General features: G+C 42.5%; 18 protein-coding genes and 2 pseudogenes. 1 reads left to right on the top strand and 19 read right to left on the bottom strand.

Annotation, left to right across the window (positions count from 1 at the left end; translation table 11 throughout):
• Positions 1–49: 49 nt before the first annotated feature.
• The 14 genes and pseudogenes from OCV12_RS07850 to OCV12_RS07785 form a co-directional block, all read right to left on the bottom strand.
• The gene (locus OCV12_RS07850; RefSeq protein WP_261885861.1) at positions 50–481 is read right to left on the bottom strand and encodes a DUF2000 domain-containing protein; all 432 of its coding nucleotides are present in this window, start codon (positions 479–481) and stop codon (positions 50–52) included.
• A gap of 75 nt (positions 482–556) precedes the next feature.
• On the bottom strand, positions 557–1,006 hold the full coding sequence (locus OCV12_RS07845) for a DUF3291 domain-containing protein (RefSeq protein WP_261885860.1): 450 nt from the start codon (positions 1,004–1,006) through the stop codon (positions 557–559).
• 137 nt (positions 1,007–1,143) lie between these two features.
• Positions 1,144–1,965 (bottom strand): NAD-dependent epimerase/dehydratase family protein, encoded by an 822-nt coding sequence (locus OCV12_RS07840; protein WP_261885859.1) that lies wholly within the window; start codon positions 1,963–1,965, stop codon positions 1,144–1,146.
• A 92-nt stretch (positions 1,966–2,057) separates the two neighbouring features.
• Positions 2,058–2,411, bottom strand: a complete 354-nt coding sequence (locus OCV12_RS07835; protein WP_261885858.1) for a tRNA-binding protein — start codon at positions 2,409–2,411, stop codon at positions 2,058–2,060.
• Positions 2,412–2,577: 166 nt separating this feature from the next.
• Complete coding sequence (locus OCV12_RS07830) at positions 2,578–2,982, bottom strand: DUF1801 domain-containing protein (protein ID WP_261885857.1); 405 nt, start codon at positions 2,980–2,982, stop codon at positions 2,578–2,580.
• Positions 2,983–3,058: 76 nt separating this feature from the next.
• Positions 3,059–3,547, bottom strand: a pseudogene (locus OCV12_RS07825) (AAA family ATPase).
• A gap of 21 nt (positions 3,548–3,568) precedes the next feature.
• Positions 3,569–4,147 (bottom strand): HD domain-containing protein, encoded by a 579-nt coding sequence (locus tag OCV12_RS07820; protein ID WP_261885856.1) that lies wholly within the window; start codon positions 4,145–4,147, stop codon positions 3,569–3,571.
• 73 nt (positions 4,148–4,220) lie between these two features.
• Positions 4,221–4,643 carry a GNAT family N-acetyltransferase gene (locus OCV12_RS07815; RefSeq protein ID WP_261885855.1) on the bottom strand — a complete coding sequence of 141 codons (423 nt, stop codon included), beginning with the start codon at positions 4,641–4,643 and terminating at the stop codon, positions 4,221–4,223.
• 137 nt (positions 4,644–4,780) lie between these two features.
• Positions 4,781–5,158, bottom strand: a pseudogene (locus tag OCV12_RS07810) (nuclear transport factor 2 family protein).
• A 30-nt stretch (positions 5,159–5,188) separates the two neighbouring features.
• Positions 5,189–5,665 carry a GNAT family N-acetyltransferase gene (locus OCV12_RS07805; RefSeq protein WP_261885854.1) on the bottom strand — a complete coding sequence of 159 codons (477 nt, stop codon included), beginning with the start codon at positions 5,663–5,665 and terminating at the stop codon, positions 5,189–5,191.
• A 49-nt stretch (positions 5,666–5,714) separates the two neighbouring features.
• Positions 5,715–6,560 carry an MBL fold metallo-hydrolase gene (locus OCV12_RS07800; RefSeq protein ID WP_261885853.1) on the bottom strand — a complete coding sequence of 282 codons (846 nt, stop codon included), beginning with the start codon at positions 6,558–6,560 and terminating at the stop codon, positions 5,715–5,717.
• A 118-nt stretch (positions 6,561–6,678) separates the two neighbouring features.
• A complete protein-coding gene (locus OCV12_RS07795) occupies positions 6,679–7,311 on the bottom strand; it encodes a transglutaminase-like domain-containing protein (RefSeq protein WP_261885852.1) in 633 nt (210 codons plus the stop codon).
• A 432-nt stretch (positions 7,312–7,743) separates the two neighbouring features.
• Positions 7,744–7,944 (bottom strand): hypothetical protein, encoded by a 201-nt coding sequence (locus tag OCV12_RS07790; protein WP_261885851.1) that lies wholly within the window; start codon positions 7,942–7,944, stop codon positions 7,744–7,746.
• Positions 7,937–8,137 carry a hypothetical protein gene (locus OCV12_RS07785; RefSeq protein WP_239847770.1) on the bottom strand — a complete coding sequence of 67 codons (201 nt, stop codon included), beginning with the start codon at positions 8,135–8,137 and terminating at the stop codon, positions 7,937–7,939. Before OCV12_RS07785 ends, OCV12_RS07790 begins: the two co-directional genes overlap by 8 nt.
• Before the next feature lie 121 nt (positions 8,138–8,258).
• Between OCV12_RS07785 and OCV12_RS07780 the strand changes: the two genes are divergently transcribed.
• Entirely contained in the window at positions 8,259–9,284 is a 1,026-nt protein-coding gene (locus OCV12_RS07780) for an IS110 family RNA-guided transposase (RefSeq protein WP_261884494.1), read from the top strand.
• A gap of 396 nt (positions 9,285–9,680) precedes the next feature.
• Here the strand turns inward: OCV12_RS07780 and OCV12_RS07770 are convergent, their stop codons facing one another.
• From OCV12_RS07770 to OCV12_RS07750, 5 genes are all read right to left on the bottom strand, one after another.
• Positions 9,681–10,892 carry a serine/threonine-protein kinase gene (locus OCV12_RS07770; protein ID WP_261885849.1) on the bottom strand — a complete coding sequence of 404 codons (1,212 nt, stop codon included), beginning with the start codon at positions 10,890–10,892 and terminating at the stop codon, positions 9,681–9,683.
• A gap of 226 nt (positions 10,893–11,118) precedes the next feature.
• Complete coding sequence (locus OCV12_RS07765) at positions 11,119–11,727, bottom strand: sugar O-acetyltransferase (RefSeq protein WP_128644362.1); 609 nt, start codon at positions 11,725–11,727, stop codon at positions 11,119–11,121.
• A gap of 95 nt (positions 11,728–11,822) precedes the next feature.
• The gene (locus OCV12_RS07760; protein ID WP_261885848.1) at positions 11,823–12,197 is read right to left on the bottom strand and encodes a VOC family protein; all 375 of its coding nucleotides are present in this window, start codon (positions 12,195–12,197) and stop codon (positions 11,823–11,825) included.
• A 68-nt stretch (positions 12,198–12,265) separates the two neighbouring features.
• Positions 12,266–12,955, bottom strand: a complete 690-nt coding sequence (locus tag OCV12_RS07755; protein ID WP_390904560.1) for a pseudouridine synthase — start codon at positions 12,953–12,955, stop codon at positions 12,266–12,268.
• Positions 12,955–13,116 carry a hypothetical protein gene (locus tag OCV12_RS07750; RefSeq protein ID WP_261885846.1) on the bottom strand — a complete coding sequence of 54 codons (162 nt, stop codon included), beginning with the start codon at positions 13,114–13,116 and terminating at the stop codon, positions 12,955–12,957. Before OCV12_RS07750 ends, OCV12_RS07755 begins: the two co-directional genes overlap by 1 nt.
• Positions 13,117–13,247: the final 131 nt, after the last annotated feature.

The raw sequence follows: 13,247 nt of genomic DNA, 5'->3' as shown, positions 1-13,247 counted from the left end.
CCACACAAGAACATGTATATCCATACAGTTGCGATATGTGAGCTAGAATTTACTTATAGAGGCTAAACTTCTTGGTAAATTCGCGGAGGGTTTCAGTGTCACCAAATAGGCATACACCTAAATATTCTAGATCTGCGTCTTTGGTTTCTTTCGTTCTCTGTTGTTGCTCGACAGAACCACCTTCGATCATCGTGCTTGTGAAATCAGTAAATTTGATACCGCGGCTAATGGCCTCTTCACGTACTTTTCGAAGCTTGTTCGAATTGTCAGCTTTCAAAACAATGAAAGGATAGTGAGACAAATTAGGGTGAATGCCATCATCCATATCTTGATAGTCAACGTAACAAGTTTCACCCTCGTTCAATTGATTCGACAAGCCAACACTCAAATGCCCTAGTACATTTAGCGTTCTTCCCAAATCCATCTTCTTACTTAACACAGCAATAAATCGTTTCTGGTTTTCATCTGGCAAAGTGCTCACAGTGTCCCCCTTATTTGTTGGCGGCGATACATTAGCTATATAACGTATTACCGAGGTGTAGACATTGCAAGTGCTTCATCTAGGAGCTTCTGACTCTGTAAAATTGGTTTTGAATGTAAACGCATAAGGCGAATCACCCTTTTCCCTTAGGTGCTCTAACCGCTCAATCGCTTCATCAAGGCTTGGAATATGTTCATCTTCAACCCACCAAAGCACATAGGTGTCTTCCGCTAAGCGATGAAACCACTCACCCTTTCTACGCATGAAGTCACGGTGATGAGTTCTAAACATAAAGTTCTTTAAAGAGTCTACAGAATCCCAAACCGACATATTGACGATCATATTCGGATCATCGAACGCTTTGATATTGGTCGCATCTCCAGATTCGTCTTTAAGACGCCAAACAAAGCCTTCACTACTTTCTGCGATACCATTCACCTGATCCAGATTATCGACAAAATCTTTGATTTCCGGTGCATCTAAAGGGTATTTCGCTAGAGCAATATTTAACTGAGCTAATTTCACAATGCTTCTTCCTTGAATAATTATGATAAAGATAGAGAACGCTGTGATAAGCAATAACCATTCGCTAATCTCAGATCCTCACTGATGCTTTACACCGTAACACGAAAGCTAAATTGATTGTTTTGTTATTGATTTCATTACATCCAACTTTTTATGTAGTCGCTGATAAGTTCATTGGCTTTGAAAAAAGGGCTAATTGGAACTGTGAGATTGAGTTGTTCAATATCTAAAGCCTCACAGCCATTTAAAGCCTCGAATTCAACCCAAGAACATTCATCTACTTTTCGAATCACGTTTGATTCTAATAAAAGTAGAGCAAGCTGAGCTGGGCTGTACCCTCTAGTTTCTGCAATAAAATGCTGCTTTTCTGAGGTTTGCTTTTGCGCTAACAACAAATAGAATTTAGCGATGTCATAGACGTGGACGTATTGATTATACCCTTGGGATGGGACAGCGACCTTAACGGTTCGATTTGCATACGATTCGATGATTCGCTTTAATTGGCAATTGTCACCGCCATACACCAAGCTCGGGCAGTAAACGATATTCCAATTAGCCTGAAGCACGGAGTGTATTGTTTCTACGTCTAACTCAACGGCCTTTAAAGGTTTAAGCCTAAACTCTTTAAGGTCTTGTTGAGATGCATGACCAAACAGCCAAACTCCCGATGTGTGGATCTTTATCGCATCTTCAGACGCAAACCTATCAAGCTGTGTGAGCAAGCCATGTTCAATGTCTGCGATTTCAACTGGCGAAAATTCTGACCAATGAGGGCGTGCGCAATTGATAACCACATCGAAGTAATCTTCATAATCTGTGGATAGGTCTTTGATGTAATCCGAACAAGGGACAATGACTTTGTCCCTGCTGTAGCGAAAAACATCAAAACCACTGTTTACGAATGCCTTCGTAATGTGACGACCAATATAACCATTGGCACCTGCTATTAAAACTCTCATTCTTTCCCTGAACTTAATATTACTGTGACGCCCTGTTTACTGGTAAATAAAGGAACACAAACGCCAAAGGTTACGATTCACTACTATATGCCTTACCCTGCTCGAGCGCCGTTTGGCATATCCGTTTCTGGGCAAGCTAGGCATGGTTGCAATTTGTCTTCGTAACCGATGTCGAACAACATTCCTTGAGACACTTCACCTGCCATCTTTCTTTCTGGCAAGTTCACGACAAACAACGCTTGCTTGCCTTCAATTTCTTTCGGGTTTTCTCGCTCTTGCTTTATACCCGCCAAGATTGAACGTTGATGATCGCCAAAATCTACTGTCAGCTTCATAAGCTTATCGGATTTAGCGACTTCAGAAACCTCGGTGATTAAACCCACACGAATGTCGATTTTCGCAAAATCATCAAACGTGATCTCATCTTTGATTGGAGCGTGTTCCATATTTCTATCCTCATAATGACTTAAGCCGAAAATACCAAGCGTTAAGATTCCATCATAAATTCTTTATTATCGTTTGGCACTCGCAGTGCTGAACAATTGGTCTTTAACGGGACGCCGAGCAACTTTCTCGATTAGTGAGATAAATCAGATACTTCGTGATAAAACATCACGAGCCTAGAAGCGGTAGGTGTTTTCGTTGGTGATAAGTTAAGGCAAGCTCAAGACAATGTTTAATTTCGGGTTCTGGCAGCGGGTCGGATAAGCGCAATTCAATTGCCCTATTTCCTTGAAACCGCAATACATCACCATGCAACTCTCGAAAGGTGTCTACCAACTTGGTTTGGCAGTGAAAATACAGATAATAGTTATTCGGTGATTTCAATTTCCAGTCGATTCGAACGGGGCTACCTGTCTTTACGCTGTAGCTGGGCTCTCCCCACTTCAACGACTCTTCGACTTCGCCCAACTCCAAATCGGATGATAGTTTGAAGATAAGTTCTCGTAACTCTTCAAGCCGAACTCGAGCATTTTCTGGATACTCTTCAAAACGATCTTTGACTGCCTTGTCCATTGAAACCTCCTATTCCAGTAAGCTTAAGTCCGATCTCAATACCACACATAATAAATCAGCTTTACATGCTTAGTTATTACTTCGATTGGCCGTCACGCTGAACCCAAACAACGTCTTCGTTTGGTGTTGGTATCTCGAACCATGACCAAAACAATTCGAGCATGTCCGGTGTCATTTCGTATGACTTACCATGCAGTTCAGAATTACGTGCAACTGCTCTCTGTTTACAAGTATCAAACGGAATATCAAGGTAATGAACCTCACTTTCAACATCCAACTTTTCAGCCTAATTTGTAAACTTGTCTCGATCGACTTTACGCCAAAAACCGAAGTCAAAAATAACAGGAACGCCAAGAGTAAATAGTTGCTGTGCCGATTCTTTGAACAACTCTTGAAGCGTAGCTAAACGTTGATCAAATACCTCACGCTCCATATGCTCTCCATACAAAGGTATCATCCACTCATCAATTGAAAAACGAAAAGCGCCATGCTTATCTGCAAGCTGCTTGGAATAGGTTGTTTTCCCTGAGCCTATAAAGCCACACACGAAATAGATTTTAGTCATAGTTTCTCGTTACCTTGGTCTTTAAAGCGTGTTGTTTGCTGATGCTAAGGCTTCTGTGTCTTTGTTTATGATGGCACGAGCCGAAGCTGTAAGTTCATCGCTGTCGGTGTACTTTCTGCCATAAGACAAATTGAAACCATAATCAAAGTTATCTGGGTTTTGCCCTTGAGTATGTTGTAGCAAGGTTTCGATTTTATCGAGAGCTTTAGCTAACTTTGCTTCTTCTGATGACGCGTTTTCGTATTCATCCCAAAGCACGAGAATATCTTGTTGCAAGTTACCAGGGAGAGGCGCAATCAACGTAATCAGATCCTGCCTTTCTTGCTCTCCTTTATTCGAACCTTCTACTTGATCAATGGCGGCAATATCACCACCAATGGCCTCACCTAAATCGTGAATAATGCACATCTTGATTAATTTGAGCGTATCAATATGTGGGTACTGCTCTGAGAACATCATCACCATCAAACATAAACGCCAAGTGTGTTCGGCGGTACTTTCATGTCGACCATTTGAAGTACGAGCTGTTCGCAATGTGTTCTTAAGCTGCTCTGCACCTCTTAAAAATTCCAAGACGCCTTCTATTTCTATCTTTTTCATCACATTATTTCCGGTGAATCCATAGTGTGCTTGGCGCCGCGTGTGAGAATCGTCATTTAACACCCACAGTTGGCTAGAAGAACTTTTTCGACATGTTGTAGAACCTGTCATCAGCGCTATCTACTACAAAGCCCACTCTTTCATAAAGTCGGAATGCTGGGCTAATTTTAAAGACTCGCAACTTAAGTCGATTTACACCTGACTCAACCGCTAAACGCTCACACTCAGCAAAGGCAAGCGCACCAATCCCTTTACCTTGGTGTTGTTCGCTAACCTGTAAGTCTCGAATGTAACAACTGTTATCATCAAACACTAAGCGGATAGCACCAACGATTTCGCCATTGAGCAAAATATCAAAGTTCGTTAAATCGCGAATTTGCTCTTCGATTTTTGAGCAATCCCATTCGACCGAGTATTGCTCATAGTAAGAACGCATATTCAAAAAAGTCATCTTCGCCGAAGCCGATAGATCTTTTGTTTGCTGGTACGAAATCATGAATCCCCGAACGCTCAATTTACGTGTGTGCTGTGCTGACAGCTTACCTAAATAAGAGTTGTATAAACAACTGCGCTAAAGCGAGATCGTCGAGAACCACTCTTCGATTTCATGTTTGATGCGATTTCTATGTAACCCTAGATGTCTTTGAGCTCAAACGGCGGGCATGGTGTTCCTTGATGATATTTGAGCTGCCAATGAAGACCTGTAAAAGCCCAAATCGAGCAGCGTTTCGCGTAGTCGCTAACTTGACCAGTCTCGTCAGCTACGGCTGACTCGTACTTAAGCAACTGGACAGAGGGTTCAAGTTGAATACATTCATAATTTTGCGAATGAATACGACTACTCGAAGAAACTTCAGTTTTCATCATTTCAACGATCGAAGCAAAGTCATAGCTATAACCAGACTTACCAACTTCACTAAAACTTTGATGAATTAAACGTTCAATATCGGTATTACTTTTGCGGGTTTCGTATTAATGAAGTTCGATTTCTTGTTCAATCAAGATGTTCATATACTCTCCAAAAGAAGCTTGTTAGCCTAGCTACGCCCAACGAAAATACGGACGCTCACCATCCATTCGTTCTACTTCCGCACCCAACCTATGATAGAAATCATGTGCTTTGGTGTTGTATGGGCTAGCTGTCCATGCAATATGCGAGCTTAATGACTTTTCAACTTCATTCTTCAACGCATACATGAGTTGAGCACCATATCCCTTTGAGCGAGACCTACCAATAACTAGCAAGTCATCAAGCCAAATGGACGGTTCACCACGAAATGAAGAGTATCGATAGTGAAACAAAGCGAAGCCCTGAACTTCACCATCAACTTCTAATATCAAAGCATGAGCAAACGAATAATCACCAAATAAGGTCCGTTCAATCTTTTCTTTTGTCGTAGAGATTTCACCATTAAAACCTTTCATACCTCGGTCAAATTCAGCTTTCTGCTCAATAAGTTCAAGTAACTTACTAGAATCTTCCTTAATCGCTTTCCTTACGTGCACTTGGTTCTCCATAATTTAAAACTTTGAAGGTCGCCTATGTTTTAACAGTATTAAAATTACACTACACACGAATGCAGCTACCTGTAGGGATTGTCTCCAAACGCTCTCCTAATACTTCTTTCAGAAGACCATAAGCTTTCTTCCCTGTACAGTGCCCAGTGTAAAGTTTATCAATGGGATACTGTAATAACGCAAGACCGAGATCTTTAATGTCTTGCTTGGTTCCACCGATACTATCGAACAAAGGTAGCCCGACTAGGTGAAAACCTCCTACTACTGCTTTGATTCTCTCTCCTGGAAACTGAGCAACTGCGGTATCAACCATATTAAGAACACCACTATGTGCACAACCGGTAAATATGACGATGCCATCACGCTCTTTAACCACTAAGAGTAATTCGTGATCGAATGTATCCTGCTGCCATCGATGTTGAGATTGGGTGTAAAGGTATTGATTGCCTTTAGGCTTTTCGTGTTCGGTGCTTATATCAGTAATAGTGAATACATTAGGCATAATTTCAGTGGTCTGGCTGACAAACTTCAGCCGCTCATGACTATTCTTGATTAAATCCGTATTGATACCGACATCATTTTTAAAACCATAAGCGCGGAAGTAATAGTTTTGTTCCTCACAGCTCTTCAAAAACACATTAGCTTTAGAATTATGAGTAATAAAGTCGGCAGCACCATTGCAATGGTCGTGGTGCCTGTGTGATATCACGGCAATATCAACACTTTCAATCTCAACGTCGAGTAGAGGCGCATTTTGGCAAAACGTATCGCCGCCTCCCATGTCGAATAGTATTTTTAGTGACTCAGTTTCGATGTGTAACGACAACCCGCGTTCTACTGCTAAATCAGGCCTACTGGCTAGGCGATTATTATCAACCAAGGTCGTTATTTTCATAGTTTCCTCAAGGGTGTAACCACCTGCAAATCAGGAAGTAATGGATTACGAACGACACTGCGATGGAATGAGAGAGACCAAGCATGTCGAGTTGCTGTGTGTTCTATATATCTGGAGGCTAAAGTGAAGCATACAGCTCACTTAAAGTAGGAAACTTAGAACAATCCCACCCACTTGGAAGCTTTATTTCATTACATGACTTAACTAACTTAAGGGCTTTGGTGCTATCCGCAGAAAAACTAACCTCTGCAAGTTCATCGAGCAGAGTTAATTCATACTCTCCAGAAACAGGGCTTATGAATTTAGGCAGTATGCCCCACCCTGTATCCCACGTATGCATTTCAAATTTTGATAAGGCATACAAGTCACGAATTAGGCTCCCTTTGATAAACTCTAATCCTCTGAAATCCCGAAAACCAAAACTGTCAGCAGACTCCACGTTTTCACGGCATAACTTCCAAGCCTGCCCAGCCACGATAAAGTTTGATGGTGGTACATCACACGGATCAAATTCAAATTGCAAGATTTGATGGTGAATGTCATCTAACTGAGCATCAACGGCTATCCATCCTTTATCTTTGTCCCAGTACTCACAAACCCAGTGATCTTCGAAATGGTTTTGTTCTAGATAAGTCGCAAACCCACTCCTTAGTCGGGCTGGTACTCCTTTTGCCCTCAAAATAGAGCAAACTAGCAGTGAAAAGTCTCTACAAATACTGAACACTCTATGGTTAGGTTTTTTTGAAAACATGAACTGGTTCGCCTGATTTCGATATTGCTAAAGAGACTAAGTCTTTAGCATGCCGAGTCTGCATTTCTTTCAGTTTGTTTAGCGGGTCAGCCTCTACACCATAATGCTCAAGCCAATACGAGTGAATAAGGTTCCCTTGAACAAACTTACATATACCCGCTATATCATCAGGCACTTTACTTATATCGAGTAGATCATTAGGGAGCTCTGTAAACTCCGTATTTTTTATGTAGTCGTTGATAACCATCTGTTTTAAGCCTTTGTGGATATTTGCGCGTATATATGGCATCTAGTTATGATGTGAGACATGAAATGTCAAAGCCGCAACAAGTACCTTAGCGACTGTGTCCAACGAATGGTGAAATGCCATACATTGCGAATCAATTTTTTACAGTTTGTTATATCCGTTCTTAATTGGCTTTCAGAACCTTTTTAGAGAGACATTTCGCGCGCAAATTGATACGCCTCACCGTGAGAAAAACCATTAGCTAGCGCGTAACCTGTTATCACCGACCTCCAGCAATAATTGTCATGAGGCTCAAATCCGACATTTTTGCTTTCTACATTTTCAATAAATGACTTCTTTAATGCTAAAAACTTCTCTTTACTTACCAAATCTTGTTCTTTAGTCATCGAATACCAAACCTTTGTCCACTAAATCCATAGCAAACATATACGCTTTACCTTGCTTATAGCCATGTCCCATCGCGTATCCAGCAGCCATTGAAAAAGTACTTAACTCCGCGTCTGGGTGCCAAGAAGCTTCCTGCTCTAACACTTCTTTTGTGAACTTATCTTCCATGTCAGCAAAACTTATTAACGTCATTTGCTCTCTCTATCATCTATCTACTTTAAAATTGAATGCGTGAGTATATAACGAATGACATGGATTCCCCCTCCCGAGGATCTGCCACACTTATGTGGTACTTAAATACATCGGAGGCACCATGTCTGATTACTCTTATTTCTGCGGTATCGACCTAGCTAAAAACCACTTTAGTCTTCATGCCGTAGACCAAAATGGTAAGGTCATACTTCATAAGTCGGTAACTCGCTCTAAACTACTGACTACAATAGCAAATATGCCACTCATGCGTATAGGCGTTGAAGCGTGTGGTGGTGCACATTATTGGGCAAGAACACTCAATAAACTTGGTCACGACACCCGCATTATGGCTGTTAAATACGTGGTTCCTTATCGAACTAAAGGGAAGAACGACCTTAACGATGCAGTAGCTATCTGCGAAGCTGTTCAGCGTCCACCTACTCGCTTTGTGCCCATAAAATCCCCCGATCAACAAGCCATCTTATCGGTACATAGAATGAGAGAGCATTGGGTTCGTGAACGCACCGCGCTTATGAATCGCATGCGTGCCCTACTCTCTGAATTCGGATTAATCATTCCTGTTGGTCGCTCTTCATTGATGAGACAGGTTCCCTTAATGCTCGAAGATGCAGAAAGTGAACTACCACACCTCGCAAGAACGGTGATAGCCGATGCTTATCACCACCTTGACGAACTCAATCAACGTATCGCCGAGACTGAGCAAGTGTTCGATTCTTTTGCTAAGGTCAGCGCTAATGTTCAACGAGTGATTAAGGTTCGAGGTATCGGGCCGCAAACTGCAACAGCGATACTCGCTTCGATAGGTAATGGCTCTCAATTTGATAGAAGTCGCGATTTCTCTGCTTGGCTAGGCTTAGTACCAAAGCAATATTCGACGGGAGGAAAGCCTCGCTTAGGTCGGATAACCAAACACGGCGACAAATACTTACGAACACTATTAGTTCACGGAGCAAGGACCGTGATTGCCAATCTTGGCGACAAGCAAGATAAGTTAAGTCAGTGGTGTCGCGGCGTTCTAGAACGAAGAGGAATGAACCGAGCGATAGTGGCACTTGCTGCGAAGAACGCACGGATTATATGGTCGCTTTTACACAATCAAACAGAATATGAAAACTATGCTGCTTAAGTAAAAACTTAAGCAGCATAAAGAGTTAAACCCACCGGGTCATTGCAGACGCTAATGATGGAGATAGGTTAAGACCACTTGCGGAGAGCCTGTTAATGCGGCGGACACACTAGATGTCATCTAACGAATAAGGCACCGCAGTCGCGCAAAGTCATCAGGGCCACGACGTATGCGAATCGTCGATAAGTAGGCCGAATGTAGAGCGGCAGTCCAAAACCCATCAACATAAGTTTAGCGGATGTTTGACAACCTGGGGGGAATCCATGTAGCCGCGTTAAGGTGTGAGCAGCGCAACACCAATCCATCCGCATACCACCTTAAACACTAAAACCAACGCATAGTAAAAATGCCACGCGTTGCGAATCACTCTTAAACAGATTGTTAGTATTCAGTTCCTCAGAACGGAATATCGTCATCAAAGTCCATACCAGCAGGTTGCTGTTGTGGCTGCCCCCAAATAGGTTGTTGAGGTTGTGGTAGAACTTGTTTAGCTTGACACTTACTGCAACCTTTTGACGTATCTTTGCTCATATCTTGTTTCTTTAGATAGGAGCCACAACTACTACACTCCGGTACTTTGAATAGCTCAGTACCACAGCCACCACAGAAACGAGTTTCGGCTATCGGGTACCCACACGAACATTGATAGGTGAGTTTGTCTCCACAGGAAGTACAATGAATATCAATGCAGTTTTCTGTAAAATTAGCTCCCCTGTAGTACCCATTTGGTGACCATTGCGCATCTGGACATTTCAAATTCGAGCAAAGTGCTTTGCTTGGCGTGTTTATTGCGAAATGCCCAGCGCCAGAAATGCTTTTTAACTCCCTCAAAATGTCATCGACATTTTGATAGCGATTATTTGCGTCATACTCTGAAGCCTTATTTATTAAGTTTCGTAAAGCATAAGGAACTGATAGTTCTGGCTTGTCTAACGCTTTGAGCGTTGGTGTGCCCGTTAGCAATTTGCAGAGTGTTAGCCCCAAAGAGTAAATGTCAGAACGGCTATCAACGTTTTTCATATCAACGCTTTGCTCTGGAGACATGTACTCCACCGAGCCTAGGTGGTCTCCAGTTCTTGTTGCTCTTGTAAAGTTCGGGTTTCCAGAAGGCGCAAAGCCAATTGAGAAATCAATCAGGTAAGCGTGACCGGCTGACGATAGCATGATGTTTGAGGGCTTTATGTCTCTATGAATGATTCCCTTTGCATGCACAAGTGACAAAGCATCAAGAACCTGAGTTGCAATTGTGATGACCTGTCGATGCTCAATTACACCGTGCTTTTGGACATAATCTTCCAAATTTGTACCATCGATATACTCCATAACGATGTATGGAACCGAATCATTCTCACATTTAACTTCACCATGAGTAATGACATACGGAATCGCTGGATGTTGCGCCTCTGAAAGAATGAACGCTTCCCTCTTAAACTTTTTCTTTAGCTCGGAGTTGTTTCGATTAAATACACTATCGAAGAACTTTACGGCAACGAACCTTTCCAAGGAGCTTTGCTTGGCTTTCTTGGTTTTACCAGAAAGCCCACTTCCAATATCTTCGAGCAAGTCAAAGCCTTGTCGCTTTAGATGAATTGAATACTCGTCCAACATTTACCTCTGAACTTTATAAGAATACTAACAGCTCTAATTAGACAGAAAAATTCTGTATTTAAATGCAGATTAATTCTGTCTAGTTTCTACCGCTCACATCTCATATGCAATCTAGCCATTATATAACAACGACTTATATCACAGCTAGCGTCGGTACTCGTGAAAATGCAGAATCTTTCTGTCTAGTATGACCAAACTTCCACATTGAGAATCTGGTCAATACGGCTTACTTAAGCTCGTCTGGAATGCGGCGATCTTTGTGGTAATACTCTCGGTCGCGTTCATTGATTTCTCGTACCACTTTGCACGGGTTACCGACGGCAACCACATTGGCTGGGATGTCTTTGGTGACTATGCTGCCCGCGCCGATAACCGAGTTTTCACCTATGGTGACGCCCGGTAATACGACCGTGTGTGCGCCAAGCCATACATTGTTGCCGATACGAACAGGAACATTGAATTGCGCGGCTTTGAGCCTAAGTTCTGGGCTGATGGGATGTGTGCCTGTCGCGATAGTAACGTTAGGTGCAATCATTACGTTATCACCGATGAATACGTCGGTGTCGTCAACAAGCGTTAGGTTGAAGTTTACGTATACGTTATTGCCTAGATGAGTGTGACGACCCCAGTTGGCATGAAGTGGTGGCTCGATGTAACAACCCTCGCCTACTTCTGCGAACAGTTGCTTCATGATTTGTTGGCGTTTGTCGCCTTCGCTCGGGCGAGTGTGGTTGAAATCGTAAAGCACTTCTAAGCATTGTGTTTGCTCGGCGACCAGATCAACGTCATCACAATAATAAACGTCTTGGTTGTGCATTTTAGCCTTTATATCCATGTTTTAACCTATTTGATAATTACCGAGAGCGGTATAAATTCAGCGATATATGGATAATTTGAAGCGTTTCACTGGCCTTAAAACAAGTTTACGGGCTAACGTGGCCTGATGTTCTCGGCAACACGCCATAGCACGCCACTTGGGTCAGTGATACAAAACTCAAGCATTCCCCAAGGTTGCTCTACAACCTCAGTAACGGTTACTTCAAATTCCGTCATTACATTAGAGTTTTGCACGTGTTGATACCAACTTTTTACGTCTTCCACCAGCAAGTGCATCATGTAATTGTGACAGTGCGCAGGTTCGTAAAAATCTTGTAAAAGGAATGCATAATCGCCGTGACGAAAATAAGCGATATCATGGAATTCAGACATGATTTCAAAGCCGAGATTTTGATAAAAACGCTTTGATAAGTCGAAGTCTTTCGCGGGTACGAACGACTTTATTTCTGTGACTTTGAGGTTTTCCATGATAAACAATTCCTTCTGTTTTAAAGCCCAGAAGTATCGCTAGGCTTTATGTTTTAATTTGTTTTAGGTTACTGGCTGAAAGAGCTAACTTCATCTTCTGTGAGATAACGCCACTGGCCTTCTTCAACATCTAGACTTACATCGCCTATTTGCTCTCTGTGCAGCCCTACCACTCGGTTTCCAACCGCAGCGAACATTCGCTTAACTTGATGGAACTTACCTTCTGTGATGGTCAGTAGCACTTCTTTGGGGCTTATCACTTCTAGTTCTGCGGGCCGCGTGGGATTCTTCTCACCTTGCAGCTGAACCCCCGCTTTGAATTTATCTGCGACATCGTCTTTGATATCCCGTGACAATGTCACACGATACACCTTTTTACACGACTTAGTTGGCAGTGTGATATTGAAAGACCAACGTCCATCATCAGTGATCAATACTAAGCCTGTAGTATCGGCGTCTAACCGCCCTGCGATGTGCAGTTCAGAGGCTTTATCCACCTCAAGATGATTGAAAAGCGATGGGTACACTTCATCGATATTGGAACAGATAGTACCTGCAGGCTTGTGCATTAAGATGTAACGAAATGCGCGTAGCGTTAATACGTCGCCATTGAGCAGGATGGTGTTACTTTCATGAACCTGAGTAGATTCATAAAGCACCACTTCACCGTTTACACTTACCTCACCATTATGGATTCTCTCAATGGCTTCTGGCTTAGTGAGGTCTGTGCTTTTACAAAGGTATTTATCAAGGCGCATTAATCGTCGGTACCACATTTAGCACAAGGCTTGTAAGTGCGCTCACCTTGCTCAATCACCACATAATCACGCACGCAGTTTTCACATAACGCCAGTTTTGGATAAGCGTCTTTCTGTTTCTTTGCGTTGATGTCGCCTTCAGTGGTATAGATTGTTCTCATTTGGAGCCTTTGCATTAATAACTTACGAAGAGAAATTGTATCACTGTTTACTGTGCTTCGGCGGTTCACTTTGCGAATGATTGCTTGCTCCTCGCCCTCTTTTTGAGCTCTGAGCAACTAAATCAACGTGC

The organism is Vibrio pomeroyi (assembly GCF_024347595.1).
In the GTDB taxonomy this organism is placed as follows: Bacteria; Pseudomonadota; Gammaproteobacteria; order Enterobacterales; family Vibrionaceae; genus Vibrio; species Vibrio pomeroyi.
This window is presented reverse-complemented; position numbering and strand designations above follow the sequence as displayed.

Excerpts from the sequence above, each read along its gene's own strand:
- OCV12_RS07760 (WP_261885848.1), bottom strand. The coding sequence starts at position 12,197 with ATGGAAAACCTCAAAGTCACAGAAATAAAGTCGTTCGTACCCGCGAAA.
- OCV12_RS07790 (WP_261885851.1), bottom strand. The coding sequence starts at position 7,944 with ATGACTAAAGAACAAGATTTGGTAAGTAAAGAGAAGTTTTTAGCATTA.
- OCV12_RS07805 (WP_261885854.1), bottom strand. The coding sequence starts at position 5,665 with ATGGAGAACCAAGTGCACGTAAGGAAAGCGATTAAGGAAGATTCTAGT.
- OCV12_RS07765 (WP_128644362.1), bottom strand. The coding sequence starts at position 11,727 with ATGGATATAAAGGCTAAAATGCACAACCAAGACGTTTATTATTGTGAT.
- OCV12_RS07795 (WP_261885852.1), bottom strand. The coding sequence starts at position 7,311 with ATGTTTTCAAAAAAACCTAACCATAGAGTGTTCAGTATTTGTAGAGAC.
- OCV12_RS07815 (WP_261885855.1), bottom strand. The coding sequence starts at position 4,643 with ATGATTTCGTACCAGCAAACAAAAGATCTATCGGCTTCGGCGAAGATG.
- OCV12_RS07785 (WP_239847770.1), bottom strand. The coding sequence starts at position 8,137 with ATGACGTTAATAAGTTTTGCTGACATGGAAGATAAGTTCACAAAAGAA.
- OCV12_RS07840 (WP_261885859.1), bottom strand. The coding sequence starts at position 1,965 with ATGAGAGTTTTAATAGCAGGTGCCAATGGTTATATTGGTCGTCACATT.
- OCV12_RS07750 (WP_261885846.1), bottom strand. The coding sequence starts at position 13,116 with ATGAGAACAATCTATACCACTGAAGGCGACATCAACGCAAAGAAACAG.
- OCV12_RS07835 (WP_261885858.1), bottom strand. The coding sequence starts at position 2,411 with ATGGAACACGCTCCAATCAAAGATGAGATCACGTTTGATGATTTTGCG.
- OCV12_RS07780 (WP_261884494.1), top strand. The coding sequence starts at position 8,259 with ATGTCTGATTACTCTTATTTCTGCGGTATCGACCTAGCTAAAAACCAC.
- OCV12_RS07755 (WP_390904560.1), bottom strand. The coding sequence starts at position 12,955 with ATGCGCCTTGATAAATACCTTTGTAAAAGCACAGACCTCACTAAGCCA.
- OCV12_RS07820 (WP_261885856.1), bottom strand. The coding sequence starts at position 4,147 with ATGAAAAAGATAGAAATAGAAGGCGTCTTGGAATTTTTAAGAGGTGCA.
- OCV12_RS07800 (WP_261885853.1), bottom strand. The coding sequence starts at position 6,560 with ATGAAAATAACGACCTTGGTTGATAATAATCGCCTAGCCAGTAGGCCT.
- OCV12_RS07770 (WP_261885849.1), bottom strand. The coding sequence starts at position 10,892 with ATGTTGGACGAGTATTCAATTCATCTAAAGCGACAAGGCTTTGACTTG.
- OCV12_RS07830 (WP_261885857.1), bottom strand. The coding sequence starts at position 2,982 with ATGGACAAGGCAGTCAAAGATCGTTTTGAAGAGTATCCAGAAAATGCT.